Raw genomic sequence first — 26,368 nt, 5'->3', positions numbered from 1 at the left:
CGTTCATTCAGGAAGCACGCGTTATCGTTGACGTTTTTCGCGAGCAAGCTCGCTCCTACAGGAGGCGATGTACGCTTGCCCCCCTCACATTATTTTAAACGGTGTTTGCTTCAGTCGATGCCGACAAACCCCCCGGTCTGGTGCTGCCACAACCGCGCATACAACCCGCCATGGGCCAGCAGTTCGGCATGGCTGCCCGTCTCGGCAATCTGGCCTTTCTCCAGCACCACCAGGCGGTCCATCCGCGCGATGGTCGACAACCGGTGCGCAATCGCAATCACCGTCTTGCCTTGCATCAGGGTCTCCAGGCTTTCCTGGATCGCCGCTTCCACTTCCGAATCCAGCGCCGAGGTGGCTTCGTCCATGATCAGGATCGGCGCATCCTTGAGCAGTACACGGGCAATGGCGATACGTTGACGCTGCCCACCGGAGAGTTTCACCCCGCGTTCGCCCACGTGGGCATCGAGCCCGGTACGCCCTTCCGAGTCCGACAGCAGCGGGATGAACTCATCGGCACGCGCCTTGTGCACGGCGGCCCAGAGTTCTTCGTCGGTGGCGTCCGGCTTGCCGTACAGCAGGTTGTCGCGGATCGAACGGTGCAGCAGCGAGGTGTCCTGGGTGATCATGCCGATCTGTTCGCGCAGGGTTTCCTGGGCCACTTCGGCGATGTCCTGGCCGTCGATCAGGATGCGCCCGCCTTGCAGGTCGTAGAGGCGCAGCAGCAGGTTGACCAGGGTCGACTTGCCCGCGCCGGACGGGCCGATCAGGCCGATTTTTTCCCCGGCCTTGATCTCAAGGTTCAGGCCGCCAATGATCCCGCTCTGCTTGCCGTAGTGGAAATCCACGTGCTCGAAGCGGACTTCGCCACGGGGCACGCTCAAGCGCGGGGCGTTGTCGCGATCAATCACGGCCAGCGGCTGGGCGATGGTTTTCAGGCCGTCCTGCACCATGCCGATATTTTCGAAGATGCCGTTGACCACCCACATGATCCAGCCGGACATGTTGACGATGCGAATCACCAGGCCAGTGGCCAGGGCGATGGCGCCCACGGAAATCAGCGACTGGGTCCACAACCACAGGGCAAGGCCGGTGGTGGTGACGATCAGCAGGCCGTTCATGCTGGTGATTGCGATGTCCATGCTGGTCACCACACGGCTGGCCAGTTGGGTTTTTTCGGTCTGCTCGATGATCGCTTCCTTGGCGTACTGCTGCTCGTATTGGGTGTGTGCGAACAGCTTCAAGGTGGTGATGTTGGTGTAGCCGTCGACGATGCGGCCCATCAGTTTGGAGCGTGCCTCCGACGAGATCACCGAGCGTTCTTTCACGCGCGGCACGAAGTAGCGCAGCGCCAGGCTGTAGCAAACGATCCAGGTCACGAGTGGGATCATCAGGCGCCAGTCGGCCTCGGCAAACAGCACCAGGGAGCTGATGGCGTAGATCGCCACGTGCCAGATAGCATCCACTGCCGCCACGGCGGAGTCGCGTAGGGAGTTGCCGGTTTGCATGATGCGCTGGGCGATACGCCCGGCGAAGTCATTCTGGAAGAAGTTGAGGCTCTGCTTGAGCACGTAGCTGTGGTTCTGCCAGCGGATCAGGCTGGTCATGCCGGGGCTGATGGTCTGGTGCACCAGCAGGTCGTGCAAGGCGCCGAAGATCGGGCGCAGCAGCAGGGCGACCACGGCCATCCAGATCAGCTCGGTGCTGTGGAGCTGGAAGAAGTTGGCGGGTGGCGTGCCCTGGGCCAGGTCGATGATACGGCTCAGGTAGCTGAACAGCGCGACTTCAATCAGCGCACCGATCAGGCCCACCACCAGCAAGGCGGCGAAGTGCGGCCACACCTGGCGCAGGTAGTAGAGGTAGAAGGGCAGGACTTTGTCGGGAGGGGCGGCGCTGGGGGCGTCGCGAAAAATATCGATCAGTTGTTCAAAACGACGATAGAGCATTAGGGTTGACGCCCGCCTGGCGGGCTCTCCTTTCAAATGCGCGCGCAGCCTTGTGGGCTGCGCGCGGAGCTACCTGCAGACCTCAGTCGATGCGCTTGGCCGACTTGATCAGGACAGGATCGATAGGCACGTTCTGCATGCCTTGCTTGGTGGTGGTCTGGGAGTTGACGATGATGTCGACCACATCCATGCCCTTGACCACCTTGGCGAACACGGCATAACCGGCATCGCGACCCGGGTCGAGGAAGGCGTTGTCAGCCACGTTGATGAAGAACTGGCTGGTGGCCGAGTCCGGGTTCGAGGTGCGGGCCATCGACAGGGTGCCACGCACGTTATGCAGGCCATTGCTGGCTTCGTTCTTGATCGGCGCTTCGGTCGGCTTTTGCGACATCTGCTGGGTGAACCCGCCACCCTGGACCATGAAGCCCGGGATCACGCGGTGGAAGATCGTGTTGGTGTAGAAGCCTTTGTCGACATAGGCGAGGAAATTCTTGGTACTGATCGGCGCCTTGACCGGGTCCAGTTCGATTTCAATGTCGCCGTTGGTGGTGGAGATCAATACGTGTGGCGCCTTGGAAGGCTCGGCGGCCATCAGGTTGGCAGCGAACAGAACGGAACCGGCAAAAAAGGCGATTTTTTTCAGCATGGGTCAGTGATCCTGGGTAGTGGTTTCGACTGTCTCTAGAAAATCGAGCAGGGTGGTATTAAAGACTTCGGGTTGGTCCAAGGGCGTGGCATGGCGGGAATCCTCGATCACCACCAGTCGCGCATCGGGCAGCAGTTTTACATAGTTTTCTTTCTGGGCCACGGGGGTGTAGTCGTGGTCGGCGCTGATGACCAGGGTTGGACAGGTAATCCTCGAAAGTCGTTCCTGTACGCCCCAGCCCACAATCGCATCGAAGCTGGCGAGATAAGCACGTTTGTCGTTTTTTGCCCAGCGTTCGGCCATCTTGCGGCGAAGGTCGGCCTGACCCGGCTTGGGGAAGAGGCGCTCGCCCAGTGCCTTGCCGATGGTGGCGAGGCTGAGCACACGGGCGAGCGTCCAGCGCTTGACCCACCACCCGTACTCCCGGGCACTGCGTACCTTGACCTGCGGCGCGCTGTTGACGATGCACAGGCTCTTGACCCGGCCGGGTTCGTCCACCGCCAGCTGGAACGCGATCATGCCGCCCATGGACAAACCCACCACATGGGCGGGCGGCAGGTCCAGGTGCTCGATCAGGGCGATCAGGTCGTAGGTGAACCCTTCGATGCTGTAGCGCTCCCGAGGCTTGTCGGAGCGCCCATGGCCGCGCACATCCACCACGATCAGGCGGTAGTGGCGGGCCAGCACCGGCACCTGCAGTTCCCAATCCTGGCTGCTGGAGCCCAGGCCGTGGATCAGGATCAGCGGCGTGCCGTGGCCGTATTCCTCATAGTGCAGGCTGCAGCCTTCATGGTCGAACCAGGCCATGCATGAACTCCGTTTCAGGCTTGCCGGGGGGCGGCGAAAGGCGCGTCCAGAGGGGCTGTGTCAAAGGTGCGCAGCAGCTCCACGAGGATCTGCGTTGCCGGCCCCAAGGGTTTGTCCTTGTTTGAATACAGGTAGAACGTGGGGTGGCGGCTGCCGCCCTGTTCCAAGGGTAGCTGCTTGAGCACGCCTTCGGCGAGTTCACGCTCGATCATGTGCCGTGGCAGCCAGGCAAAACCCAGGCCGCTGCCGACAAACGCGGCGGCGGTGGCCAGGCTGCCGACGGTCCAGCGTTGTTCGGCGCCGAGCCAGCCCACATCCCGGGGTTGCTGGCGACCGGAGTCGCGGATCACCACCTGCATCTGGCTTTCCAGGTCCTGGAAGCTCAACTCGCGGTTCATGCGGTGCAAGGCGTGCTCGGGGTGGGCCACGGCGACGAACTCCACGTCGCTCATTTCGGTGCCCAGGTAGCCGGGGATGCTGAAGCCGCAAATCGCCAGGTCGGCCACGCCTTCGATCAATAGCTCTTCGACGCCGGACAGCACCTCTTCACGCAAACGCACCCGGCAACCACGGCTCTGCGGCATGAACGCGGTAAGTGCGCGTACCAGGCGCGCATTGGGGTAGGCCGCATCGACGACCAGCCGCACTTCGGCTTCCCAGCCCTGTTCCATATGGTGGGCGAGGTCTTCCAGCTGGCTGGCGTTTTTCACCAGTTGCCGGGAGCGGCGCAGCAGCACTTCACCGGCGTCGGTGAGTACCGCCTTGCGCCCGTCGATGCGCAGCAGCGGCACGCCGAGTTGGTCTTGCATACGGGCCACGGTGTAGCTCACCGAAGACTGCGAACGGTGCAGCGCTTCCGCTGCCTGGGCGAAGCCGCCGTGGTCGACGACGGCTTGCAGCGTGCGCCATTGATCGAGGGTAACGCGGGGCGCTTTCAAGATGTGTTCCTCTTGTCCTAAGCTGGCGGTCCCTATTGGAGACTGCCGAATGAGAAAATTCTGTTGTGTGTTGCTGACGCTGCTGCCGATGAGCGCGTTTGCCTACCCCATCGACGTGACGAAAAAGATCGACGGCGTGAGCATCGATTACACCGCCTCCGACGTGGACGGCGATATCAGCTCGATCCAGCTGAATAACTACGGCACCCAGGACGCCGTGTGTTCGGTAACGTTCACCAACGGCCCGGAGTCGCCGCGTCGTCGCACGGTTACGGTGCCGGCGGGGAAAAGCACCAACACCACGGTCAAGTTCAACCGCGCCATTATCAAGATGCGTATCGCGTTGGCCTGCGCGCCGAAATAACACAGCAGCGGAGCATGCCCCTCGTGACACTCCGCTTATAAACAAATTTATAGATTGGTTATAGCAGTTTTTTGCGCTTTTTTATCGAATTGGCTCTGTCTAATCTCCACTCCATCGACTTACAGCAATTACAGATGGAGCCTACGAAGCCATGTCCAATGTCCTGATCATCGAAAGCAGCGCCCGCCAGCAGGATTCGATCTCCCGTCAACTGACCCAGCAGTTCATCAGCCAATGGCAGGCCGCCCACCCGATGGACCGGATCACGGTACGTGACGTAGCGCTCAACCCGGTTCCGCACCTGGACGCCAACCTGCTCGGCGGCTGGATGAAACCGGCGGATCAGCGCAACGGTAACGAACAGGCTTCCCTCGACCGCTCCAACGCATTGACCGACGAACTGCTGGCCGCCGACGTGCTGGTGATGGCCGCACCGATGTACAACTTCGCCATCCCCAGCACCCTCAAGGCCTGGCTGGATCACGTGTTGCGGGCGGGTGTGACCTTCAAGTACACCCCCACCGGGCCGCAAGGTTTGTTGACCGGCAAGCGTGCCATTGTGTTGACCGCCCGGGGTGGCATCCACACCGGCGCCAGTTCCGATCACCAGGAACCGTACCTGCGCCAAGTCATGGCCTTTATCGGCATCCACGATGTCACTTTCATTCACGCCGAAGGGGTGAACCTGAGCGGGGACTTCCAGGAAAAGGGCATCAACCACGCCAAGGCCCAGCTGGTACAGCTCGTGGCATGAGGTGGTTGATCCTTTAATCGTCAGATAATCGCGCGGTGTTTATATCGCTCCACGCAAACCCTTCAAGTACGCGTACGAACCTCCCTTTGCACTTGTTGCTCCTGAGTGCTCCTGCCCGACTGCCGCTTTAGCGAGGTCGGGTTTTTTTTGCCCCGAGTTCCTTCAATCGTCGAAAACCTTTAATGTCCCGCCCATTCGATGCGAGGCGCACATGGGCTATCTACTGGTTGTCACCCTGATTCAGGCATTTTCCTTCAGCTTGATCGGCGAATACCTCGCCGGTCACGTCGACAGCTACTTCGCGGTGCTGGTGCGTGTAGTGCTGGCCGGGCTGGTCTTTATCCCGCTGACTCGCTGGCGTTCGGTGGAACCTGCCTTTATGCGCGGCCTGCTGGTGATCGGCGCGCTGCAGTTTGGCGTGACCTATGTGTGCCTGTACCTGAGCTTTCGTGTGCTCACGGTGCCGGAGGTGCTGCTGTTCACCATCCTCACGCCGTTGCACGTGACCCTGATCGAAGATGCGCTCAACCGGCGCTTCAACCCGTGGGCACTGGTTGCTGCCTTGGTGGCGGTGGCGGGGGCGGCGGTGATTCGCTTCGACCAGATCACCCCGCACTTCCTGATGGGCTTCCTGCTGCTGCAGCTGGCTAATTTCACCTACGCCGCCGGGCAAGTGATGTACAAGCACCTGGTGGCACGCTACCCGAGTGACCTGCCGCACTACCGGCGCTTCGGTTATTTCTACCTCGGCGCGTTGCTGGTGGTGCTGCCGGCGTTCCTGCTGTTCGGCAAGGCCAACTTCCTGCCCGAAGCGCCGCTGCAGTGGGGCGTGCTGGTGTTCCTCGGGCTGGTCAGCACTGCCCTGGGAATGTATTGGTGGAACAAGGGCGCCTGCCTGGTGCATGGCGGCACGCTGGCGGTGATGAACAACCTGCATGTGCCAGTGGGGTTGTTGCTGAACCTGCTGATCTGGAACCAGCACGAGCCGCTGGGTCGCCTGGCCTTGGGTGGCCTGGTGATCCTGGGGGCGGTGTGGATCAGTCGATTGGGCGTAAAGCCCGCGCCTGGCGTACAGTCTGCGACGTGATCGGTCGAGGGCAAGCGTGAGCGGCAATGAAAGTCTGCTATCGAAAAGAACGGTGTGGGGGCGGCAGAGTGGACAAGATTGATGAACTGATCATTGCAGCCTTGAAGGATGACTCCCGAGTCAGCCTGGCGCAATTGGCACGGCAAGTTCACAAGTCTCGAACCGCAGTGGAGTCGCGCGTTCAAAAGCTGATTGAAAAAGGCATCATCCTGGGCTTCACCATCAACGTCGCCGAGGGCGATGAGACCCTGCAAGCGGCGTTCTTGATGCTGACGCTCAATGGCAGCAACTGCCATCTGGTGTTTCCGAAGATCCAGCAGTTCAGCCAGGTGGTGCATGCCTATTCCCTGTTTGGCGACGTGGACATGATGCTCGACGTTCGGTACAGGAGCTTTGAAGAGCTGATGGTCTTCAAGGACAGCCTGCTGAAGATCGAGCATGTGAAGGAAGTGGTGGTCAACCCGGTGCTGAAGGCCTGGCGCTAGGCGCCGGCCACTCCTTCATGTGCTGGCTTCAGGCGTGGTCGCGCACGGTTTCAAGAAAATGATGGCTCAGGTTCGGCATTTTCTGGCGCAGGGTGTCCACGAGTTCTTCGATGACCGCCTGGTTGAATTGGAACGATGTGTCGTCGTGCCCCAGGATCACCACCAACAACCTCGACGAGTCTTTCGTCAGCCGAAAGTCATGGGCATCGGCATCCACCTTGCCGATGCTCGCCAACGGCACATCACCGCAGGTATAGACGATATCGCCGACGGGAATGGTGATGGCCTTCTTGGCGAACAGGGGGCGTAGCACCCTCGGCTTTTCCGACCGCATCACGTAGATGTCATCCTTCTGATGATAGGTGTGCACGCCGATACTGACCCCATGTCGGATCGCGACCGCGTTATAGGCGTCGACGATGTTGTTGATGGGGTACACGCCTTTGGCGATGAAGCGGCGCAGCAGCTTTTCGTTGGCACTCACGGTATTTTCGTAGCCGAGTTTCTTGAGCTGTTTGGCAAACCCTTCGTACACGACGTTCGAGTCCAGCTCGTTAAGGCGCGAGGCCACGTGGTTCAGGTTACTTTGCAGTACCCCGACGAAGCTCTGGTCATCCGACACGGTGATGTCTTCGATAACGGCGGCGCACGCATTATTGATGCCCAGCTCACAGGCTGACTTTCTGATGATCAAGCGACTCTTCATAACCTTAGCCCCACAGTTTTTTTCGCAGGTTGGCGGTACTGGCGTCCAGTTGCTGCGCCGAAGGGCTTTGCAGCCAGAACAGACCCGGACAGGTGGCGAAGTCGATCGTGACCGGCGTGGTATCGCCGGCGCCGATGAAATAACGGTGCCCGCAATAGGCCTCGTCCGCCTGGGCGCTTTGTATGGCCTGGGGGGAGGGCGGAGCGAAGGCATGGCGTTCATCGGAGCAGAAGAAACCGATCCGGCCATGGCTGATCTGGCTGACCGCATCGGCCTGGGGGCGTGGGTGGCCGAGGTAGCTGTCGATCGACAGTGACAGCAAGTCGGGGTGATACACCTGCTGGAACAGCAGAGGCGCGATGCCGCCGTGCAAGCGACCGCCGGCCTCGATCATCACCGGCCCGGCCTCAGACCAGATGATTTCCATGTGAATCGGCCCGACCCGTACGCCCAGGGCCGCTGCCGCCTGGCGCGCGTAGTCGGTCAGCGGTTGCAGTTCTTCAGCCCGAGGGTCGAGGGTGTCGAGGCTTTCGTAGACAAACATGCTGCCGTTCTTCTGGATCTTGGTGTACTTGCAGACGCTGGCAACGACGTAGGTGCCGTCAAAGGCGACCATATCCACCACGTACTCCGGCCCCGCTATGAACGATTGCACGATAAAACCGAGGTTGACTTCGCCCAGGTCGTTTTTCTGCTGCCAGGCCGCGTTTTTCAAGGCGGTCTCCACTTCGCCCTTGCCCTGGGCAAACACCACGCCTTCGGTGGCGGCCGAGTTCAGCGGCTTGACCACATAGGTGGCGGAGTCGTCGAGTTTGGCCAGCACTTCACCGATGCGCCTCGGTGAGCTCAGCAGGTGCGAATCGATGTGGGCCAACTGGTATTTTTTCAGCGCCTGCTGCATGGAGAACTTGTTACGTCGCAGGTCGCTGGTGATACGGCTGTTGCCCGGGATGTCGAGCAGCTCCGTCAGGTAGTCCGTGAGGTAGATCGCGGTTTCGCAACCGGCGATCACGGCGCTCGGTGACAAGGCTTCCAGGGTGATCAACAGGCTCTCTTCCCAGGCGTACACCTCATGGAAGTTCTCGGTGATCAGGTCGTTGGTGAAGTGTTCAGGCAAGGCGCGCGTGGAGATCACGGCGATGCACCGTATGCCCTGTGCGTTGAGCAAGGGCGCGTAGAGTTTGCCCGTGGAGAACGGGTCAACGATGAGTACGGTTTTCACGTCGTGCATTCCTTATTCCGTGGTGGCGGTGGGCGCGGCGGCCGGGGTCAGGTTCCACGCCAGTACGGCGGTGGCCAACAGGCCGGCGGAGACGATCATCAACAGGCGGGCGCCTTCGAGTCCGAGAAATCCCGAGGTGGTGAAGAACGTCAGGATCATCGGTGCCGAGCCACTGACCAGCAGGTAGTAGAGTGAGCTCTTGGCCGCGATCACATCGGCTACCCGGGCGTTGGGCGCCGACTCGATCAGGGTTTTACGCAACTGGATCCGCAGGCTGTTGATGCAAAAACCCAGCAGGAAGGCTGCAGCCATCATCACGTAGAGGTTCTGGAAGTAGACGATTGCCACGTCCGCCAGTATCACCAGCGAGATGGCCCCGTAGCTGTTGAGCTTGATGCGCGGCAACACCGCGGCGCTGAAGGCGCCCAGGCCGGCCAGGCCACTGGCGACGCCGAACAGGGTGGCATTCCACTCATTGAGCTTTTGAAAAACGATGGGCACCAGGCTGTTGAACGCGCCGATATGGAAACCGATCATGCTCAACACGATGATGAGGATGTAGAGGTTGCGCGGCAGGTCCAGCGGCCGCGCAGTGGAGGGCCCTGTGGCCTGTTCGGCGGTGTGTTCGTTGGGGGTGTCGGCCACCAGGAGGATCGCCGCGAGCGAGAGGATCGCCGCCAGGCTGATGATCTGCAGCGTCTGGTTGACCGAGAACACATCCACGATCAACCCGCCCAGCAGCGCACCGCCGAAGGCACCGATCTGGATGGAGGTTTGCATCAACCGCGCGCAGGTATCGCTGTCGGTGAGGCCGGCCAGCACCAGCTTGGTATTTTTCGATTCCAGGGTGCTGATGGTGAAGTAGTCGGTGACGCCCACCACGAACGCGATGGCCAGGAAGCCGATGGGCAGCAAGGCGGCCTGGGTAAACGACAGCCCCAGTACTGCGGCGAAGGCCGCCAGGCGAATGTACAGCAGGCGTTTCAGGCTGAGTTCAATGGTAAAGAACTTGCCGATGTACTGTTCGCACAAATAGGGCACCACGGTGGCCACGCACAAGGTGGCGCCGACCAGGAATGTCGAACCGGTGGTCTCCAGGCCGAACCAGACCATCGCGATGACGATCGCCATGTCGAGGCCGGTGAACAGGGTCACGATTGAATAGAACGCGGTCAATGTCGATTTAGTATTCATGGGCTTCATCAGTCGTAACGGGAGATTTTAAGCAGCGGCACACAGCGCTCGGTGTCGCCGACGACGGTGCTGATCTGGTTCCTGACGCGCACGGTGGGCAGTGCTTTCTTTTCCAGGTTGCAGACCTTGTAGGCGTTGTCGTGCCAGGGGCAGATCACGCTTTGGCCGTCACCTGTCACTTCGCCCATGTGCAGCGGGCCGCCGCGATGGGGGCACGAGGTGGGCAGCAATTGCGTCGAATAGGCGTGACGCTTGAGAAAATAGGTTCTTTCCTCCACGGCCACATAGTTGGCGTGGGTGATATTCAGGCTGATGGCTTTCATTGGGTTGCCCACTCAGATGGCGGTGACGGTGTACGTGCAGGACGGGCTGGTGATGCGGGTGCCGTGCAGCATTCCCTTGGGAATCACCACGCCTTCGCCGGCCTTGAGGTGCACCGTCAGTTCGGGGCTGGCGACGAACTCCAGCTCGCCTGATTCGACCCAGAACAGTTCGTCATTCGGGTGGGTATGCAGCACCGACAGCTCGTGTTCGGTCTCGGTAATCCTCAGGTCCACGGGGTTGTGGCCCTGGAGCGCCGCTGCCTGTGCGCGATGCTCATCGAACGCGTCATGCCAGTTGATATGGGCATACAACTCTTCGTCGGCGATGTCCTGAAGCAGCCTGAACTCTTCAAAGCCGCGAATAAGGTCGGGGATGATCTGGGTGCCGAACTGCTTGATCATGGGAATGATCAGGCGCTGGAGGGCCATTCTTCCGTGGTGCACATCGATGTGGGCATGCTCATCGAAATAGTCCGTGGAGACGCTGCCGTTGAAGATGGTCTTGATCGCGCGTGACTGGTGCTTGGTGGTCAGCGCCAACGTGGCTTCGGTGTAGTACATGGCGCCGATATAGCGGAACAGCTCGCCATGGTTGGCCGATACATAGTGGAAGTAGTTGGTGAGCGACAGCGACGCCGGCGTATAGAACTGCCAGTAGTGGTGCACGTGATGGGACATGCCCATGTCCTGGAGCATGTCTTCAAAAATGGTGCTGTGCTTCTTTTTGTCGACGCCGTAGCCATACTCGTCGATCAGGATCTTGAACAATTCGCTGGTGTACACGCCGCTGTTACCCAGTACGTTGCGGGCCATGGCCGATGCTTCACTGAGGAAGTCTCCCGCACATTGCGTCATGAAAAACCTGGCGGCTCGCTCGGGGTGGCGGCTGGTGGTCAGCACTTCATGGAGTTTGGACTCGGACTGGGCGACGTCATCCAAGACTTTATCAGTGTGGGCGATAAAAGAGTCCAGGCACCAAGGGCCATTGATATGTACTTCTTCCTTGAGCCAGTTGTACAAGTAGTGTTCCAGCAACGGGCGGATCTTTTTGCCACTGGCCGCGTGCTGGGGATCATAGAAACGCTTGAACGCCTTGAAGTCCAGTTCCAATGGCGGCTTGGGCAAGAAGACCAGGTCTTGTTCGTAGATATTCAATAACAACCGCTGTGCCAATAGATGCTGGCTGTTTGAAAGCTGGTCGCTGGTCAGGCAGGTGGTGATGATTGAATCGGTGACGTCCTGCGGCCGCGAAGGGCGCTGGTAGGGGTTTTGGGTATAAAAATCGTGGGGTTGAGCAAAGGCGCCAGCACCACAATAGTGGGTCAATGCTTCGGCATTCGAACTTAATACAAAGTCTGCTGCATTATCGGAAAGCTGAGTTGTCCATAACATGAGGGAGGCCTTTTGCTGGCGTTGTTTGATGGCCAGATGCTAAGGCGTGGATTTTTTTTAAAACAGATTAGAAATAGTGTGCGCAAGTAGTGAAATTCACTAAAGGCGTAGGAGAAATTTTCTTTATGGGGTGGGCCCGTTGAATAATCGGCAGCAGCGGCTATACATAGATGCTGGCTTTTATCGGTCGTGTTTAGATGAATACGGTTGCGCCCATCGTCCTATATAGATAGCGACGAGGCGCTTCCCAGCCCCTCGTCGATATCGTTGTCACTACTCCGGGGTTTCCAAGGTTCGGGCAGTGCCTGCCAGGGCCAGTATCCCGGTGCGCAAGTCGGTGCCACTGGGTTGCTGGTACAGGTTCAATCCGAACTCCGGCAACACGGCCAGCAGGTAGTCGAAAATATCCCCCTGGATCCGCTCGTAATCGGCCCACGCGGTGGTGCGGGTAAAGCAGTAGATCTCCAGCGGCACGCCCTCGGCGGTGGTTTGCATCTGGCGCACCATGCAGGTCATGTTCGGCTGGATGTCCGGATGGCTTTTGAGGTAGGCCAGGGCATACGCGCGGAAGGTGCCGAGGTTGGTCATGCGCCGGCGGTTGGCCGACAGTTGCGCGCTGTGGCCCTGGGCTTCGTTCCAGGCCTTGAGTTCGGCCTGCTTGCGCCCGATGTAGTCGGTGAGCAGGTGCACCTGGGTCATGCGCACTTCTTCATCGTCGCGCAAAAAACGCACGCCGCTGGCATCGATAAACAGGCTGCGCTTGATGCGTCGCCCACCCGAGGCCTGCATGCCGCGCCAGTTCTTGAACGATTCGGACATCAGGCGCCAGGTCGGGATGGAGACGATGGTCTTGTCGAAGTTCTGCACCTTGACCGTGTGCAGGGTGATGTCCACCACATCGCCGTCGGCGCCGACCTGGGGCATTTCGATCCAGTCGCCGACGCGCAGCATATCGTTGCTGGTCAATTGCACGCTGGCGACGAACGACAACAGCGTGTCCTTGTAGACCAACAGGATCACCGCCGACATCGCACCCAGGCCCGACAGCAGCAAGAGTGGCGAACGGTCAATCAGGGTCGCGACGATGATGATCGCGCCAAACACGTACAGCACCATCTTCGCCAACTGCACGTAGCCCTTGATCGAGCGGGTACGCGCGTGTTCGGTGCGCGCATAGATGTCCAGCAGGGCGTTGAGCAGGGCGCTCATGGCCAGCATCAGGAACAGGATGGTCAGGGCCAGGGCCACGTTGCCGATAAACAGGATGGCGGTCTTGCTCAGGTCCGGCACCAGGTACAGGCCGAACTGGATCACCAGCGACGGCGTCATCTGCGCCAGGCGGTGGAAGACTTTGTTGTGCCGCAGGTCGTTGAGCCAGTGCAGCGCCGGTTGCCGGCCGAGCAATTTGACGGCGTGGAGGATGAGGTAACGCGCCACCCGTCCGAGCAGCAGGGCCACCACCAGCAACACCAGGAAACCGAGGCTGGCATGCAGCAGCGGGTGTTCGTCGAGGGTGCCCCAGAGGTCTTGGACGTTGAGCCAGAGCTGTTTGATATCCATGGATGAAAACGATTCTTCTGTAAGACAAGACGGCGCGATTAGAGCATTTAAGTGCAACAAAGTTGATGCCGTGGACAAATGCTCTGACAAAAAAGCAACTGATTAGCGCCGTTCGCGTAAAGACACTCGGTTTGGACGCCCGAAACCGGTACCCTATGCAGCTGATTTTTTGTATTTCTTCGAGGTAGCACCCGTGTTTTCCCAATTCGCCCTGCACGAACGCCTGCTCAAAGCCGTGGCCGAGCTTAAATTTGTCGAGCCTACGCCTGTGCAGGCAGCGGCCATCCCGCTCGCGCTCGAAGGGCGTGACCTGCGGGTGACGGCTCAAACCGGGAGTGGCAAGACCGCCGCTTTCGTGCTGCCGATCCTTAACCGCCTGATCGGCCCGGCCAAGGTCCGCGTCAGCATCAAGACCCTGATCCTGCTGCCGACCCGCGAGCTGGCCCAGCAGACCTTGAAGGAGGTGGAGCGCTTCTCGCAGTTCACTTTCATCAAGTCCGGCCTGATCACCGGTGGCGAAGACTTCAAGGTCCAGGCCGCCATGCTGCGCAAGGTGCCGGACATTCTGATCGGCACGCCGGGCCGCATGATTGAGCAACTCAATGCGGGCAACCTTGACCTCAAGGAAGTCGAGGTGCTGGTGCTCGACGAAGCCGACCGCATGCTCGACATGGGCTTTGCCGACGACGTGCAGCGCCTGGTGGCTGAATGCGTGAACCGCCAGCAGACCATGCTGTTCTCCGCCACCACCGGTGGTTCGACCCTGCGCGAGATGGTCGCCAAGGTCCTGAACAACCCTGAGCACCTGCAGGTCAACAACGTCAGCGACCTGAACGCCACCACGCGCCAGCAGATCGTCACCGCTGACCACAACGTGCACAAGGAACAGATCCTTAACTGGTTGCTGGCCAACGAGACCTATCAGAAGGCCATCGTCTTTACCAACACCCGTGCTGCCGCCGACCGCATCTACGGCCGCCTGGTGGCCCAGGACTACAAGACGTTCGTGCTGCACGGCGAGAAAGACCAGAAGGACCGCAAACTGGCGATCGACCGCCTCAAGGCCGGCGGCGTGAAGATCCTGGTCGCCACCGACGTCGCCGCGCGCGGCCTGGACGTGGACGGCCTGGACATGGTCATCAACTTCGACATGCCCCGCAGCGGCGACGAATACGTGCACCGTATCGGCCGTACCGGGCGTGCGGGCAACGATGGCCTGGCGATCTCGCTGATCTGCCACGGCGACTGGAACCTGATGTCGAGCATCGAGCGCTACCTCAAGCAGTCGTTCGAGCGCCGCACCATCAAGGAAGTCAAAGGCACCTACACCGGGCCGAAGAAGGTCAAGGCGTCGGGCAAGGCCGTTGGCGTGAAGAAGAAAAAAACCGACGCCAAGGGCGAGAAGAAAAAGGCCGGTGCCAAGTCGCCGACCAAGCGCAAGATCGCCAACCGGCCGAAGACCGACAACCTGTCGCTGGTCAGCAAGGATGGCATGGCGCCGCTCAAGCGTCGCAAGCCAGAAGCACCCGCTGCCGAGTAAGGCGTAAGGGATGTGAAAAAACCGGACGTTGTCCGGTTTTTTTATGGCCTCAGTTTTTCGCCTTGGCCGCCGCTTCTTTCAATTCCTTGAGGCGGGCGTCGATCAACTGGCACTTGTCGGGAAACTCCGCGCTTTCAGTATCCAGGTCCATCTTCTGCAGCTCGTCGTTCATCTCCTTGGCCTTGGTCGGGTTCTGCTCGGTGAGTTTGGCCACTTCCTGGGCCAGTTGCTCGCGCTTGGCCGTGGCCTCTTCCGGGGTGCAGGCCCAAGCGGGCAGGGCGGTGAGCAACGTGGCGGCGATGGCCAGGTTCATCAGGGTTTTCATGGTCGGACCTCCTTGGCGGTGATGCTCAGTTGAGGGGGCGAACGTCTGGAAAGTTCAGAGAAATGACGCCCGTCGGTTGGTCTGAACGGCCACAGACCCACAGGGTCACTCCTACAGACGGGCTACTTTCCTTAGGCCTGCAGGAGGAATCAGGATGACGACTTACAACTGGGATCTGATCGAACGTCTGCTGCATGAAGTGCAGAACGGCGAGGGCAGCTTTGCCCCGCGCAAATACGCCGAGCAGGAAGCGGCCGAGAAGGCCACGGCGGGCGAGTCCACCGGTAACCTGGATGCGCTGAAAAAGACCGCCGCGGACTATGAAGCGCTGTTGTTCAAGCGTGGGTTTATCGAGTCGCGGCCTGAAGAAGAAGGCGGCAACGGTGAGAATTTCATTCTGACCGCCCTGGGCGCGCAGCTGTTGGCGCTGATCGACAGCTCCATCCCGGGCAACGATCACCCGCGCCAGGTGCTGGATGAGCAGGCCGATGCGTTGGATCCGGCGACCTTCGCTGAGGTGGCGTCCAAGGCACAGATTGCCTGACCCCTCCATGCCCCGGCACCCAGGCGGTGCCGGGCACGCCGAAACTGTCGGATCGGTAATCTGCCGCTAAGGTTGCTGACAGCCGGCGCCCCCTAATCTGCTGCCATTCAACTGACGGACTTGAATCGGCATGCACTCTACTACCTCCAGACGAACCTTCGTCAAAGGCCTGGCCGCCGGCGGCCTGCTCGGCGGGCTCGGGCTATGGCGCACGCCGGTATGGGCGCTGACAAGTGCGGGCGAGCCCACGGTGCTGGCGGGCAGCGAATTCGCTCTGTTTATCGAGCAGACGCCGGTCAATCTCACGGGTCAACAGCGCACCGCGTTGACCATCAATGGCAGCCTGCCTGGCCCGTTGCTGCGCTGGCGTGAGGGCGACACCGTGACCCTGCGCGTGCACAACCGCCTTCGCGAGCCGACGTCGATCCACTGGCACGGCATCTTGTTGCCGTCGACCATGGACGGCGTGCCCGGCCTGAGTTTCAAAGGCATCGAGCCGGGTGGTGTGTTTGTCTATCAGTTCAAGGTCAGACAGCATGGCACTTACTGGTACCACAGCCATTCCGGGTTTCAGGAGCTGCGGGGGGTGTACGGCCCGCTGGTCATCGAGCCGTTGGAGCCCGAGCCCTTCACCTGCCAGCGCGACTACGTGGTGATGCTCTCGGACTGGACCGACGAAGACCCCGTCGCCCTGATGAAGACCCTCAAGAAGCAGTCCGATTACTACAACCTGCATAAGCCCACCGTGGGTGATTTCGCACGGGATGTGGGCAAGCAGGGCTGGTCGGCCACTGTCAGCGACCGGCTGATGTGGGCGCAGATGAAGATGAACCCTACCGACCTCGCGGACGTCAGCGGCCAGACCTACACCTACCTGCTCAACGGCCAGCCCCCCGGCCTCAACTGGACCGGGGTGTTTGAAGCCGGGGAGAAAATACGCCTGCGCTTTATCAACGGTTCGGCGATGACCTATTTCGATGTGCGCATTCCGGGGCTGAAGATGACCGTCATCGCCGCCGATGGCCAGCCGGTCAAGCCGGTCAGCGTCGATGAGTTCCGCATTGCGGTCGCCGAAACCTTCGATGTGCTGGTGGAGCCCACGTCAGCGGCCTACACGCTGTTTGCCCAGTCCATGGACCGCACGGGTTATGCCCGTGGCACGCTTGCCCGCCAGGCGGGGGCGACGGCACCCGTACCGGCACTTGAGCCGCGCCCCTGGCTCACCATGGACGACATGGGCATGGGTGGGATGGATCACGGCGCCATGGCGGACATGCCGGATATGGCGGGCATGGATCACAGTGGGATGGGCGCGATGTCGATGCAGAGCCACCCGGCCAGCGAGCAGAACAACCCTTTGGTGGACATGCAGGCGATGAGCCCGGTGCCCAAGCTCGACGATCCCGGTATCGGCCTGCGCAACAACGGTCGGCGAGTGCTGACCTACGCCGACCTGCACAGCACCTTTGAGGACCCCGATGGCCGCGACCCCGCGCGCACCCTTGAATTGCACCTCACCGGGCATATGGAGAAGTTCGCCTGGTCATTCAATGGCGTGAAGTTCTCCGATGCCGAGCCCTTGCAACTGACCTATGGCGAGCGCGTCCGGCTGGTGCTGGTCAACGACACGATGATGAGCCACCCGATTCACCTGCACGGCCTGTGGAGCGACCTGGAGGATGAAAACGGCCAGTTCCAGGTCCGCAAACACACCATCGACATGCCGCCGGGCTCGCGCCGCAGTTACCGGGTGACCGCCGATGCCCTGGGCCGTTGGGCCTATCACTGCCACCTGCTGTACCACATGGAAATGGGCATGTTCCGTGAAGTGCGCGTGCATGAATGAGGACGCGAGCATGAATCGTCGAGTTTTATCTATGTGTATCGCACTGGCCGGGTGGACATTCGGCTCGCCGGCGCAGGCCGAGGAGTTTCAAAGCATGAGCCCGGCGGTTCCGGCGCTGAGCGAAAGCCGTACGCCGATCCCGCTGCTCACCGACGCGGATCGCGCCGCTGTGTATAACGCGCCGGGCGGGCATGTGGTGCATGACAGCGGCATCAACTCAATGCTGCTGGTCAACCAGCTGGAATGGCAAGGCGGTGGTGGCGGTGGTGCGCTGAACTGGGACATCAAGGGTTGGGTCGGTGGTGACATCGACCGCCTGTGGCTGCGCAGCGAAGGCGAGCGCAGCGCCGGTCGCACCGACAGCGCCGAAGCCCAGGCGTTGTGGGGGCACGCCATCAGCCCTTGGTGGGACCTGGTTGGCGGCGTGCGCCAGGACTTCAAGCCCGGGGACAGCCAGACCTGGGCGGCGTTCGGCCTGCAGGGCATGGCGCTCTACAACTTCGAGGCCGAGGCGACGCTGTTTGTGGGCGAGTCGGGCCACACCGCGGCACGCCTGGAAGGTGACTACGACATCCTGCTGACCAACCGCCTGATCCTTCAGCCGACGGCCGAACTCAATTTTTATGCGCAGAACGATCCGCAGCGCCGGGTGGGCGCAGGCCTGTCGGAAAGCGAGCTGGGCCTGCGCTTGCGCTACGAGGTGCGCCGGGAGTTGGCGCCTTACGTGGGGGTGAGTTGGAACCGCAGCTATGGGCGGACGGCGCAGTACGCTCGCGACGAAGACGAGGATATCAGCCAACTGCGCTGGGTGGTCGGTGTGCGCCTTTGGTTTTAACCGGTTTCTTATTCCTATAACTCGCCGCCTTGAGCGGCCTGGAGCCTTGCATGTCGATGTTGAAAACCGCGTTAACGGGGGGAGCGCTGTGGGTCGGATTGATGATCAGCCTGCCGGCCTCGGCCCATCCGAAACTGTTGTCGTCCCTCCCTCCAGCCGGGGCCCAAGGTGCCGCGCCGGCCGTCATTGAACTGCGCTTTTCGGAGAACCTGCTGACGCAGTTTTCCGGGGCCAGGCTGACCATGACCGATATGCCCGGAATGCCCAATTCGCCGATGCCCATCAAGGCCAGTGTCGCGGCGAGCACCGACCCCAAGGTGATGCTGATCAAGCCGGCCTCTGCTCTGACTACCGGTACCTACCGAGTCGATTGGCGCGCGGTGTCATCCGACACGCACCCGATTACCGGTAACGTGGTGTTCAGCGTCCAGCCATGAGCGAACTGACCCAAGTCACACTGCGCTTTGCGCTCTATCTTGACCTGATGCTGTTGTTTGGCCTGGGGCTCTTTGGTCTTTACGGACTCAAGGCGCCGGAGCGCGTGCTGCTGAATTTGAGGGGCCTGCTGCGGCTGACGGCTGGCGTCGGAATAGTGCTGTCGATAGCGTCGCTGTTGGCGCTGACCCAGGCCATGAGTGGCGCAACGGATTGGCAGACGCTGTGGCCGCATCTGCACATGATGCTCTGGCAGACCGACCTGGGCGTGACGTGGTGGCTACGGATGGGGGCGCTGGTGGTGGCTGCGCTTGGCCCTAGCCTGCCACTGACCGCGTTGTCGGGCGCCGCCGCGTTGGTGACGCTGGCGTGGACCGGGCACGGCGTGATGCATGAAGGCACGCTGGGTGTGTGGCACATCCTCAGCGACGCCGCGCATCTGTTGGCAGCGGGTGGCTGGGTTGGGGCGTTGGCGGCGTTCGGGTTGTTGTCGAGGTGCACGTCTTTGCACGATGCTTATCACGTTCGGGTGCTGGCAAGGGCGCTGAAGGGGTTCGAGCATGTGGGGGCGGGATTTGTAGCGGTGCTGATCGGCACCGGGGTGGCCAACTATCTGTTGGTGGTCGGGCTGAATCTGGACGGCCTTACCGGCGGTGTCTACGCGATCCTGTTGTGCCTGAAACTGGGACTGTTTGGCCTGATGCTGGGGCTGGCGGCGCTCAATCGTTTCCACCTGACGCCGCTTCTGCAACGGTCCGTGGCGGCCGGTGATTATGTCGCTGCCATGGCTGCGCTACGGCGCAGCATGGTGCTGGAGATGGGGGCCGGGGCGCTGATCCTCGCGCTGGTGGCCTGGTTAGGCACCCTGGCGCCCAATTAGGACTGCGCGCTTTTCAGGCATTTGAGCGCCTGGAAGTCACTGCGGACCTTGTCGATTTTCTGGGTGAGTTTCAGCCGTTGCGGCACGCTGCTGTCGGCCATGACGTCGACGATCAAGCTGCGTGCAGCGGCTTCGGTCTGGGCATATGCCGCGCGATACTCCGGTGTCCACAGGCTTTCGCGGTCCACCAGCAGTTGCTGGATTTTCTGCGGGAAATCGGCGCTGTGGCGTTGCTGCACGGCGTCGATGAATTGTGCCTGCCAGTGGGCACGGTTGCCGATCCATTGTTCATTTTGCTTGCCCAGGCTGATGGACCAGGCCATGACCCGGTTCTTCTGGTTATCGCTCAGTGGCCCCATCCACGCATCCAGACGCTTGTTCATACGCTCGGCGCGGTCCTGGATCTGCTTGGCCAGCGGCGGCTTGAGGTATTCGTCCTGGCGTTTGCGCAGGTCCTTGGCCAGGGCATCGTTCATGTCGTTGACCTGCTGGTCATCCAGCCCTTGTAACAATTCAATCGCCGACGGGGTGATTTCCCGCGCCACCTCGGCAATCGCCTGCTTGGCCTCAACCGTGCGGGTTTGCAGCGCTGCATCGGTGACCTGGTTGCTCTCGACCATTGCCTGCAGGCGGTCGAGCCAGTCGAGGTAACCCGGCAATTGGGTGGTGCAGTGCCAGGCCAGGTGGTCCTTGAGCTTGTCGTTGAACCAGCTCTTCTGCCCGGCGTTCATGTCCAGGTAGTCGTTGAGGGTCCAGGGGATGATCACGTCCAGATTGCGGTAGGCCAGGCCCACGCGGTTGCAGCCGGCGAGCACCAGGCTCAGGGTCAGGAATACCACCAGCAGTTTGAGCCGATGCAACATGGGCGTGTCCTTGCGCAGAGGGAGTCAATGCATGTGAACCCGCGGCGCACGCGACAGTTCAGCCCATCAATAAAACGACCGCACCGCCTTCAGGGTCAACAGGCCATCGCATTGCGAATTGTGTCCGGAGTAGGCCGAGCAATCGCCGCCGCTGAGGCTGGAGTCGCTGTAGATCAGGTCCAGGTCGATGCCTTTCCAGGCGCGGGAGAACTGCACCGACCAGTCGCTGAAGCTGCTGATGGTGCCGCCCTCTACCGAAGCCGGCGTGCCCAGCTGATGGGTGGTGTATTTCATGCTGACGCCGATGCCGAAGGGCTGGGTACCGCCGAGGTCGGCGAACAGCGTGCTGTCCTGGCGGTCCGGGTCGTTGCTGAAGGAAGCGCCGAAACGATTGCCGAGTAGATTCAGACCGCCGTAGAACTCCTGGCTGTCGAGGGGGCTGAGCTTGGGGTAACTGTAGTGGATCAGGCCGACTTCGTAGCCCAGGGTCTGGTCGAAGGGGTGTTTGAACCCCATGTAGGAGTCGACTTCGAGGGTGCTGGCCGAGGACAGGCCCATGTTCGGCGAAAACTGGCCGAAGTACAGGCCGCTGTCATGGCTCAGGTCCAGCCCGCCATGGAACGAGTCACTGCCCGGCGAGGTCGGCTTGACCAGGCCCTGGGCCATGCTACGGCTGGGGGTGGTGCCCAATTTCAGGTCGAAGTCGCCCAGTTCACGCTGGAAAATCTGCGCTTCGGCGAGAGGGCTGGCCGCCAGGATACTGGCCACGAAAATGCAGCGTTTAAGCATGCTTCACTCCATGAAAAGCGAGGAGCAGTAACGGAAAAATAGGGCAGATGCCCGTGCTAGACGTGTGCAAGCATACCGGCGAATGCCAGGAGGTGAGGCCCGTTCGTCGATTTGCACGTTCTGAAGGTGACGCGAGAGGGTATTTCGGGCTCTAGTCCTAGCGCCTTGAAGGCAAGACGCTTAGGGACCAGATGTGCTGCGCGGTATTACTTTTTACCCAGGCTGATCTGCTTGGACGGGCCGAAAGTCTGGCCGCTCACGCCCTTGGCAATTTGCTGGATTTCGCCGCCGGACTTGAGGAAAGCAGCAATCTGGCTGTTGATCGATTCGCTGGTTTCAACGGCGGGAGCTGGCTTTGCTTTGCTGTTGGATGCTTTTACGCGCATGGCGGCCACTAACCTGTAGAAAATTAACTTGGCCAGGCATCGTACAGGAAATACTTGACAATTGCTTGGTAAATATCCCCCGGGAATAAGCGCGGCGGCGGAAAACAGCCAAAGTTCATCTTTGAAATAAACCCCTAACTTACTGTTTTAACTCGAAACCACGGGCTGAGCCGGCACCGGTGGCGTGGCAAAATTCAGCCGAATGATCGGACGAGCGGGGCGCTGCCACTGGAACGCCAGGTAAACCCGCGATTTTTCAGGCGCGCGCGCGCGGCGAGGGCAACTCGGGTAGAATGCCGCCCACGCAATGAGGGTATTGGAAATGGCTTTAGTCGGGCGCTACAACAGCTTGCAAGTGGTTAAACACACTAACTTTGGTTTGTACCTCGATGGGGCGCAAGATGGCGAAATCCTCTTGCCTAATCGGTATATCCCCAAAGATATTCCCAGTGAAGATGAAGACTGGCTTAACGTTTTCATTTATCTGGACAGCGATGACAAACTTATCGCCACTACCGAAAAACCGAAAGTTCAAGTCGGCGAATTTGCCAGTTTGAAAGTCGTGGAAGTCAACAGCATCGGCGTGTTCCTCGACTGGGGGTTGCCAAAGGATCTGTTGCTGCCGTATTCGGAAGAGAAACGTCAGATGACCGCCGGTGAATACTGCGTGGTGCATGTCTATCTCGACAAACACACTAAGCGTATTACCGCGACCGCACGCCTCGACCGCTACCTGGACAAGACGCCGGCCAACTACGTCGTGGGCCAGGAAGTCGACCTGCTGGTCGCCGAAGCCACCGACATGGGCTTCAAGGCGATCATCAACAACAAGCACTGGGGCCTGATCCACAAGAACGAAGTGTTCAAGTTCCTGCGCCCGGGCAAGGAAGAGAAAGGCTTTATCAAAGAGATCCGCGCCGATGGCAACATCAGCCTGAGCCTGCAACCGGTCGGCCAGGAAGCAGCGTCCAGCCTCAACTCGAAGATCCTCGCCAAGTTGCGTGAAAACAACGGCAGTTTGCCGGTCAGCGACAAGAGCGACCCGGCGGTGATCAGCAACTTGTTTGGCGTGAGCAAGGGCAACTTCAAGAAAGCCATTGGTGCACTCTACAAGCAGGGCCAGATCGTGATTCACGCGGATCGCATTGAACTAAGCTGAGTGCGGTTTGCTCTTCTGTAGGAGCGAGCGTGCTCGCGAAAAAGGTCCATCCGACACCGTGATGCGCCTGGAATATTTTCGCGAGCAAGCTCGCTCCTACAGAGGCTGCATCAATGTCCAAGAAGTCTGTCTTCGCCTACCTCGGCACCTTGCTTGCCTTCCTGATCCTCGACGGCCTCTGGCTTGGCGTCCTCATGGGCCCGACCTACAAATCCCTGCTGGGCCCGCTGATGCTCGATCAGCCTCGCCTGTTGCCCGCCGCGCTGTTCTATCTCTTGTATGTCCTCGGTTGCGTGGTGTTCGTGGTCTTGCCCAGTGCCAGTTGGCAGCGCGCGGCGCGACTGGGTGCATTGCTGGGCCTGGTGGCCTACGGCACCTATGACCTGAGCAACTGGGCCACGCTGCAGGGTTGGTCCGGCGGGTTGGCGGTGATGGACATGGCCTGGGGCGCCTTCCTCACAGCGGCGTGCTGCACGGTTGGGTACTTGTGTGCACATCGGGTGCACCAGTGATTGTGTACAGGATTAATCTGCACCGTTGCTGAGCGCAGTCCCCGTCACTAAGGCTCTGTGTAGCCCTTTGGAACGCGGTTTCAGAGGGATTGTGTGCTATTGGCACGTATTCTGCTGACTGTCTCGTATACAAACCATGCCGCCTCCCGTATGCACCCCGTGACGGAAGCGCAGGCCGGTATGACGAGGAGCCCGCGATGACCGAACAATTGCCCAAAGGCTACAGCCCCCGCCTGTACAACCAGGACCTGGGGCCGCTGCCGCAAAAGTGGACCTGGTACAACATCTTTGCCTTCTGGATGAGTGACGTGCACAGCGTGGGTGGCTATGTGTTCGCCGCCAGTCTGTTTGCCCTGGGGCTGGCCAGTTGGCAGGTGTTGATTGCCTTGCTGGCAGGCATTTGCATTGTGCAATTGATTGCCAACCTGGTGGCCAAGCCCAGCCAGCAGGCCGCCGTGCCCTATCCAGTGATCTGCCGGCTGGCGTTTGGCGTGTTCGGCGCGAACATTCCCGCCGTGATTCGCGGCTTGATTGCGGTGGCCTGGTACGGGATTCAGACCTACCTGGCGTCGAGTGCCCTGATCATTGTGGTATTGCGCTTTTTCCCACAGATGGCGGTGTTTGCAGAGCCGCATTTTGCCGGCCTGTCTTACCTGGGCTGGTTTGGTTTCCTCAGTTTATGGGTGTTGCAGGCGGCCGTGTTCTGGGCCGGCATGGAGTCCATCCGCCGCTTTATCGATTGGGCGGGGCCGGTGGTCTATGCGGTGATGTTTGCCCTGGCCGGCTGGATCGTGTGGAAGGCAGGGTGGGCGAATATCAGCTTTACCCTGGCGGAAAAATCCCTGTCGGGCTGGCAGGCGTTCGGCCAGGTGATCGTGGCGACGGCGCTGGTGGTGTCGTACTTTTCCGGGCCGACCCTGAATTTCGGTGATTTCAGCCGTTATTGCCGCAGCATGCAGGACGTGCGGCGTGGCAACTTCTGGGGCCTGCCGGTGAACTTCCTGGCGTTTTCCCTGGTGACCGTGGTGATCGTCTCGGGCACCTTGCCGGTGTTTGGCGAAATGCTCCATGACCCGATCGCGACCGTCTCGCGCATAGATAACAGCATGGCGGTGCTGCTGGGCGCTTTTGCATTTGTGACTGCCACCATCGGCATCAACATCGTTGCCAACTTCGTGTCCCCGGCGTTCGACTTCGCCAACGTCGCACCGAGCAAAATCAGCTGGCGCGCCGGGGGCATGATCGCTGCGGTGGCGTCGATCTTCATCACCCCGTGGAACCTGTTCAATAACCCGCTGATGATCCACTACACCCTGGATATCCTCGCGGCCTTTATCGGCCCGCTGTTCGGGATTCTGCTGGTGGACTTCTACCTGATCAAAAAGCAGAAGATCGACGTGGACGCGCTGTTCGATGACAGCCCGAGCGGGCGCTATTACTTCGACGGCGGTGTGAACTGGACGGCGGTCAAGGCGCTGGTGCCCGCGACCCTGGCAGGTGTTGCGATCACCTTCACGCCGGCGTTGCAGGGCATGGCTAACTTTGCCTGGTTCACCGGCTGCTTCCTGGGTGGGCTGTTTTTCCTGGTGTTGGCGCGGCGTGAGCAGGTTCGTGCGCCGGCACCGTTGGTCGCCGGCTGACCAACACCCCTCCCGCCACTGACAGGCCTGCACCGGCAATCACCAACGCCGGTTGCAGGCCTCCGCTCAGGTGACTGCTCACCGACGCCAGCAACGGCCCGCTCAATTGGCCGATGGCAAAGCTGGCGGTCAGCAGCCCGGTGTTGCGCTGATAGCCGTGGGGCGCAACGTCCCGCAGGCGCGCCATCACCAACTGCATGCAGGCCAGGAACGGCCCGCCGCACAGCAACACCCCCAGCGCCAGGCCCCAACCGTTACCCAGCAGGCAGGCGAATACCCCGGCCGCCTGCAGCCACAACGTGGTCATCAGCCAGCGGCGGGTGGTGTCCGGGTCCTTGGGACGCAGGCTTGCGACCACTACCCCAATCGCCGCGGCCAAACCAAAGCAGGGCCAGAACAGATCAGCCTGCCAGGCGCCGTTGAATTGCGCGCTGGCCATCTGTGACAGGAAGGTCGCCGGAATGATGTAGCCCAGGCCGAACAACACGTAGATCCAGCACAGGTGAGTAATGCTGCCGTTGCTGGCCGTGTCGGCGCGGCTTGCAACAGGCGCAGTGACGGCGGACGGCTGTGGCAGGAAGGGCAAGATTGCCAGCAGCATCACCAGCGCCACTACGCCGTAGATCAGCCACAAGGTTGCAGAGCTTCGGCCCAACAGGTTGGAGCCCAGCGCCAGCAACCCGGTCAACACAATCCCCAGCCCCGGCCCGGCGAACACCAGGGCGCCGAGGCGTGCACGCCCGGCGGCAATCGCCAGCGGCTGGCTCAGGCTGGTGATCATCACCAATGCCCAGGCACTTGCAACGCCGGTACCGAAGCGCAACAGCATGTGTGGCCAGAAACCCTGGGCCCAGTACGACGCCAGGGTCAGCAACACGCACAACCAGAGCCCGCCATACAGGCGACCCCGCACATGGTGATGGCTGCGCGCAAAAATCGAATCCACCGCGCCCACGAAGTAGCCCAGGTAATTGGCCGCTGCGATCAGTCCGGCGCCGGTCAGGTCGATCTGGCCTTCACTGAGCAAGTGGGGCATTTGCGGGGTAAGGGCGAAGCGGCCAATGCCCATGGCCATCATCAGGGCGATAAAGCTGGCGAGTAAGCGGGTGAGGGGTGACATGGTCGGGTGTCCTGCGGGTAAGCGAATACCGTCAGGCTAGAGCGGATTGACTTTCTGTAAAAATGAATAATAG

At 60.7% G+C, this 26,368-nt stretch carries 28 protein-coding genes; 13 read left to right on the top strand and 15 right to left on the bottom strand.

Annotated features, from left to right (window positions below):
• Positions 1 to 110: 110 nt before the first annotated feature.
• From AC07OP_RS15715 to AC07OP_RS15700, 4 genes are all read right to left on the bottom strand, one after another.
• The gene (locus AC07OP_RS15715; protein ID WP_092355301.1) at positions 111 to 1,943 is read right to left on the bottom strand and encodes an ABC transporter ATP-binding protein; all 1,833 of its coding nucleotides are present in this window, start codon (positions 1,941 to 1,943) and stop codon (positions 111 to 113) included.
• Between the two features lie 82 nt (positions 1,944 to 2,025).
• The gene (locus AC07OP_RS15710) at positions 2,026 to 2,589 is read right to left on the bottom strand and encodes a peptidylprolyl isomerase (protein WP_027603757.1); all 564 of its coding nucleotides are present in this window, start codon (positions 2,587 to 2,589) and stop codon (positions 2,026 to 2,028) included.
• A gap of 3 nt (positions 2,590 to 2,592) precedes the next feature.
• Positions 2,593 to 3,396 (bottom strand): alpha/beta fold hydrolase, encoded by an 804-nt coding sequence (locus AC07OP_RS15705; RefSeq protein WP_495100664.1) that lies wholly within the window; start codon positions 3,394 to 3,396, stop codon positions 2,593 to 2,595.
• A gap of 14 nt (positions 3,397 to 3,410) precedes the next feature.
• Positions 3,411 to 4,334, bottom strand: coding sequence for a PA3225 family LysR-type transcriptional regulator (locus AC07OP_RS15700; protein ID WP_248483523.1), 924 nt, complete (start codon positions 4,332 to 4,334; stop codon positions 3,411 to 3,413).
• 49 nt (positions 4,335 to 4,383) lie between these two features.
• On the opposite strand from AC07OP_RS15700, the gene AC07OP_RS15695 reads away from it, so the two are divergent.
• From AC07OP_RS15695 to AC07OP_RS15680, 4 genes are all read left to right on the top strand, one after another.
• Positions 4,384 to 4,698, top strand: a complete 315-nt coding sequence (locus AC07OP_RS15695) for a hypothetical protein (protein WP_027603760.1) — start codon at positions 4,384 to 4,386, stop codon at positions 4,696 to 4,698.
• A 151-nt stretch (positions 4,699 to 4,849) separates the two neighbouring features.
• Positions 4,850 to 5,452 (top strand): FMN-dependent NADH-azoreductase, encoded by a 603-nt coding sequence (locus tag AC07OP_RS15690; protein WP_495100665.1) that lies wholly within the window; start codon positions 4,850 to 4,852, stop codon positions 5,450 to 5,452.
• A 211-nt stretch (positions 5,453 to 5,663) separates the two neighbouring features.
• Entirely contained in the window at positions 5,664 to 6,539 is an 876-nt protein-coding gene (locus tag AC07OP_RS15685) for a carboxylate/amino acid/amine transporter (protein WP_141155740.1), read from the top strand.
• Positions 6,540 to 6,607: 68 nt separating this feature from the next.
• Positions 6,608 to 7,024 (top strand): Lrp/AsnC family transcriptional regulator, encoded by a 417-nt coding sequence (locus AC07OP_RS15680; protein WP_027603763.1) that lies wholly within the window; start codon positions 6,608 to 6,610, stop codon positions 7,022 to 7,024.
• Positions 7,025 to 7,052: 28 nt separating this feature from the next.
• Here AC07OP_RS15680 and AC07OP_RS15675 read toward each other — a convergent pair whose 3' ends face one another.
• The 6 genes from AC07OP_RS15675 to AC07OP_RS15650 form a co-directional block, all read right to left on the bottom strand.
• Positions 7,053 to 7,730: a phenylalanine--tRNA ligase beta subunit-related protein gene (locus AC07OP_RS15675; protein ID WP_027603764.1), complete on the bottom strand. Its 678-nt coding sequence runs from the start codon at positions 7,728 to 7,730 to the stop codon at positions 7,053 to 7,055.
• Between the two features lie 4 nt (positions 7,731 to 7,734).
• Positions 7,735 to 8,952, bottom strand: coding sequence for an ATP-grasp domain-containing protein (locus AC07OP_RS15670; RefSeq protein ID WP_495109912.1), 1,218 nt, complete (start codon positions 8,950 to 8,952; stop codon positions 7,735 to 7,737).
• Between the two features lie 12 nt (positions 8,953 to 8,964).
• Positions 8,965 to 10,146, bottom strand: coding sequence for an MFS transporter (locus tag AC07OP_RS15665; RefSeq protein WP_495100667.1), 1,182 nt, complete (start codon positions 10,144 to 10,146; stop codon positions 8,965 to 8,967).
• An 8-nt stretch (positions 10,147 to 10,154) separates the two neighbouring features.
• The gene (locus AC07OP_RS15660; RefSeq protein ID WP_281113285.1) at positions 10,155 to 10,469 is read right to left on the bottom strand and encodes a Rieske 2Fe-2S domain-containing protein; all 315 of its coding nucleotides are present in this window, start codon (positions 10,467 to 10,469) and stop codon (positions 10,155 to 10,157) included.
• Between the two features lie 12 nt (positions 10,470 to 10,481).
• On the bottom strand, positions 10,482 to 11,861 hold the full coding sequence (locus AC07OP_RS15655; RefSeq protein ID WP_495100668.1) for an iron-containing redox enzyme family protein: 1,380 nt from the start codon (positions 11,859 to 11,861) through the stop codon (positions 10,482 to 10,484).
• A gap of 273 nt (positions 11,862 to 12,134) precedes the next feature.
• Positions 12,135 to 13,421 (bottom strand): mechanosensitive ion channel family protein, encoded by a 1,287-nt coding sequence (locus AC07OP_RS15650; RefSeq protein ID WP_092355293.1) that lies wholly within the window; start codon positions 13,419 to 13,421, stop codon positions 12,135 to 12,137.
• A gap of 193 nt (positions 13,422 to 13,614) precedes the next feature.
• Here AC07OP_RS15650 and AC07OP_RS15645 point away from each other — a divergent pair, with 193 nt between their 5' ends.
• The gene (locus tag AC07OP_RS15645) at positions 13,615 to 14,961 is read left to right on the top strand and encodes a DEAD/DEAH box helicase (protein ID WP_495100669.1); all 1,347 of its coding nucleotides are present in this window, start codon (positions 13,615 to 13,617) and stop codon (positions 14,959 to 14,961) included.
• 49 nt (positions 14,962 to 15,010) lie between these two features.
• Here the strand turns inward: AC07OP_RS15645 and AC07OP_RS15640 are convergent, their stop codons facing one another.
• Entirely contained in the window at positions 15,011 to 15,286 is a 276-nt protein-coding gene (locus tag AC07OP_RS15640) for a hypothetical protein (RefSeq protein WP_065940618.1), read from the bottom strand.
• A gap of 154 nt (positions 15,287 to 15,440) precedes the next feature.
• Here AC07OP_RS15640 and AC07OP_RS15635 point away from each other — a divergent pair, with 154 nt between their 5' ends.
• The 5 genes from AC07OP_RS15635 to copD all read left to right on the top strand — a co-directional run bounded on the left by AC07OP_RS15635 (position 15,441) and on the right by copD (position 19,826).
• Positions 15,441 to 15,830, top strand: a complete 390-nt coding sequence (locus tag AC07OP_RS15635; RefSeq protein ID WP_017134854.1) for a hypothetical protein — start codon at positions 15,441 to 15,443, stop codon at positions 15,828 to 15,830.
• Between the two features lie 130 nt (positions 15,831 to 15,960).
• Positions 15,961 to 17,676, top strand: coding sequence for a copper resistance system multicopper oxidase (locus AC07OP_RS15630; protein WP_495100670.1), 1,716 nt, complete (start codon positions 15,961 to 15,963; stop codon positions 17,674 to 17,676).
• A 10-nt stretch (positions 17,677 to 17,686) separates the two neighbouring features.
• Positions 17,687 to 18,511: a copper resistance protein B gene (locus AC07OP_RS15625; RefSeq protein WP_495100671.1), complete on the top strand. Its 825-nt coding sequence runs from the start codon at positions 17,687 to 17,689 to the stop codon at positions 18,509 to 18,511.
• Between the two features lie 50 nt (positions 18,512 to 18,561).
• Positions 18,562 to 18,948, top strand: coding sequence for a copper homeostasis periplasmic binding protein CopC (gene copC / locus AC07OP_RS15620; RefSeq protein WP_495100672.1), 387 nt, complete (start codon positions 18,562 to 18,564; stop codon positions 18,946 to 18,948).
• Complete coding sequence (gene copD / locus AC07OP_RS15615) at positions 18,945 to 19,826, top strand: copper homeostasis membrane protein CopD (RefSeq protein ID WP_495100673.1); 882 nt, start codon at positions 18,945 to 18,947, stop codon at positions 19,824 to 19,826. The genes copC and copD overlap by 4 nt, the downstream gene beginning before the upstream one ends.
• Here copD and AC07OP_RS15610 read toward each other — a convergent pair.
• The 3 genes from AC07OP_RS15610 to AC07OP_RS15600 form a co-directional block, all read right to left on the bottom strand.
• Entirely contained in the window at positions 19,823 to 20,689 is an 867-nt protein-coding gene (locus AC07OP_RS15610; protein WP_495100674.1) for a DUF6279 family lipoprotein, read from the bottom strand. The two genes, copD and AC07OP_RS15610, sit on opposite strands and share 4 nt — an antisense overlap.
• A gap of 66 nt (positions 20,690 to 20,755) precedes the next feature.
• The gene (locus AC07OP_RS15605) at positions 20,756 to 21,478 is read right to left on the bottom strand and encodes a TorF family putative porin (protein ID WP_027603777.1); all 723 of its coding nucleotides are present in this window, start codon (positions 21,476 to 21,478) and stop codon (positions 20,756 to 20,758) included.
• A 206-nt stretch (positions 21,479 to 21,684) separates the two neighbouring features.
• A complete protein-coding gene (locus tag AC07OP_RS15600; RefSeq protein ID WP_003193095.1) occupies positions 21,685 to 21,864 on the bottom strand; it encodes a PFL_1563 family small protein in 180 nt (59 codons plus the stop codon).
• A gap of 322 nt (positions 21,865 to 22,186) precedes the next feature.
• On the opposite strand from AC07OP_RS15600, the gene AC07OP_RS15595 reads away from it, so the two are divergent.
• From AC07OP_RS15595 to AC07OP_RS15585, 3 genes are all read left to right on the top strand, one after another.
• Positions 22,187 to 23,023, top strand: a complete 837-nt coding sequence (locus AC07OP_RS15595) for a CvfB family protein (RefSeq protein WP_053133042.1) — start codon at positions 22,187 to 22,189, stop codon at positions 23,021 to 23,023.
• Positions 23,024 to 23,136: 113 nt separating this feature from the next.
• Entirely contained in the window at positions 23,137 to 23,535 is a 399-nt protein-coding gene (locus tag AC07OP_RS15590) for a DUF2177 family protein (RefSeq protein ID WP_115486726.1), read from the top strand.
• Between the two features lie 197 nt (positions 23,536 to 23,732).
• Positions 23,733 to 25,175 (top strand): NCS1 family nucleobase:cation symporter-1, encoded by a 1,443-nt coding sequence (locus tag AC07OP_RS15585; RefSeq protein WP_027603780.1) that lies wholly within the window; start codon positions 23,733 to 23,735, stop codon positions 25,173 to 25,175.
• Here AC07OP_RS15585 and AC07OP_RS15580 read toward each other — a convergent pair.
• Positions 25,087 to 26,295 carry an MFS transporter gene (locus AC07OP_RS15580; RefSeq protein WP_495100675.1) on the bottom strand — a complete coding sequence of 403 codons (1,209 nt, stop codon included), beginning with the start codon at positions 26,293 to 26,295 and terminating at the stop codon, positions 25,087 to 25,089. The two genes, AC07OP_RS15585 and AC07OP_RS15580, sit on opposite strands and share 89 nt — an antisense overlap.
• Between the last annotated feature and the right edge of the window lie 73 nt (positions 26,296 to 26,368).

The organism is Pseudomonas sp. GW821-FHT09D08, from assembly GCF_059416305.1.
Note: the sequence above shows the minus strand (reverse complement) of the source record. Positions and strands in the feature narration are given on the sequence as shown.

Excerpts from the sequence above, each read along its gene's own strand:
- AC07OP_RS15715 (WP_092355301.1), bottom strand. The coding sequence starts at position 1,943 with ATGCTCTATCGTCGTTTTGAACAACTGATCGATATTTTTCGCGACGCC.
- AC07OP_RS15710 (WP_027603757.1), bottom strand. The coding sequence starts at position 2,589 with ATGCTGAAAAAAATCGCCTTTTTTGCCGGTTCCGTTCTGTTCGCTGCC.
- AC07OP_RS15705 (WP_495100664.1), bottom strand. The coding sequence starts at position 3,396 with ATGGCCTGGTTCGACCATGAAGGCTGCAGCCTGCACTATGAGGAATAC.
- AC07OP_RS15695 (WP_027603760.1), top strand. The coding sequence starts at position 4,384 with ATGAGAAAATTCTGTTGTGTGTTGCTGACGCTGCTGCCGATGAGCGCG.
- AC07OP_RS15690 (WP_495100665.1), top strand. The coding sequence starts at position 4,850 with ATGTCCAATGTCCTGATCATCGAAAGCAGCGCCCGCCAGCAGGATTCG.
- AC07OP_RS15685 (WP_141155740.1), top strand. The coding sequence starts at position 5,664 with ATGGGCTATCTACTGGTTGTCACCCTGATTCAGGCATTTTCCTTCAGC.
- AC07OP_RS15675 (WP_027603764.1), bottom strand. The coding sequence starts at position 7,730 with ATGAAGAGTCGCTTGATCATCAGAAAGTCAGCCTGTGAGCTGGGCATC.
- AC07OP_RS15665 (WP_495100667.1), bottom strand. The coding sequence starts at position 10,146 with ATGAATACTAAATCGACATTGACCGCGTTCTATTCAATCGTGACCCTG.
- AC07OP_RS15660 (WP_281113285.1), bottom strand. The coding sequence starts at position 10,469 with ATGAAAGCCATCAGCCTGAATATCACCCACGCCAACTATGTGGCCGTG.
- AC07OP_RS15655 (WP_495100668.1), bottom strand. The coding sequence starts at position 11,861 with ATGTTATGGACAACTCAGCTTTCCGATAATGCAGCAGACTTTGTATTA.
- AC07OP_RS15650 (WP_092355293.1), bottom strand. The coding sequence starts at position 13,421 with ATGGATATCAAACAGCTCTGGCTCAACGTCCAAGACCTCTGGGGCACC.
- AC07OP_RS15640 (WP_065940618.1), bottom strand. The coding sequence starts at position 15,286 with ATGAAAACCCTGATGAACCTGGCCATCGCCGCCACGTTGCTCACCGCC.
- AC07OP_RS15635 (WP_017134854.1), top strand. The coding sequence starts at position 15,441 with ATGACGACTTACAACTGGGATCTGATCGAACGTCTGCTGCATGAAGTG.
- AC07OP_RS15630 (WP_495100670.1), top strand. The coding sequence starts at position 15,961 with ATGCACTCTACTACCTCCAGACGAACCTTCGTCAAAGGCCTGGCCGCC.
- AC07OP_RS15625 (WP_495100671.1), top strand. The coding sequence starts at position 17,687 with ATGAATCGTCGAGTTTTATCTATGTGTATCGCACTGGCCGGGTGGACA.
- copC (WP_495100672.1), top strand. The coding sequence starts at position 18,562 with ATGTCGATGTTGAAAACCGCGTTAACGGGGGGAGCGCTGTGGGTCGGA.
- copD (WP_495100673.1), top strand. The coding sequence starts at position 18,945 with ATGAGCGAACTGACCCAAGTCACACTGCGCTTTGCGCTCTATCTTGAC.
- AC07OP_RS15610 (WP_495100674.1), bottom strand. The coding sequence starts at position 20,689 with ATGTTGCATCGGCTCAAACTGCTGGTGGTATTCCTGACCCTGAGCCTG.
- AC07OP_RS15605 (WP_027603777.1), bottom strand. The coding sequence starts at position 21,478 with ATGCTTAAACGCTGCATTTTCGTGGCCAGTATCCTGGCGGCCAGCCCT.
- AC07OP_RS15600 (WP_003193095.1), bottom strand. The coding sequence starts at position 21,864 with ATGCGCGTAAAAGCATCCAACAGCAAAGCAAAGCCAGCTCCCGCCGTT.
- AC07OP_RS15595 (WP_053133042.1), top strand. The coding sequence starts at position 22,187 with ATGGCTTTAGTCGGGCGCTACAACAGCTTGCAAGTGGTTAAACACACT.
- AC07OP_RS15590 (WP_115486726.1), top strand. The coding sequence starts at position 23,137 with ATGTCCAAGAAGTCTGTCTTCGCCTACCTCGGCACCTTGCTTGCCTTC.
- AC07OP_RS15585 (WP_027603780.1), top strand. The coding sequence starts at position 23,733 with ATGACCGAACAATTGCCCAAAGGCTACAGCCCCCGCCTGTACAACCAG.
- AC07OP_RS15580 (WP_495100675.1), bottom strand. The coding sequence starts at position 26,295 with ATGTCACCCCTCACCCGCTTACTCGCCAGCTTTATCGCCCTGATGATG.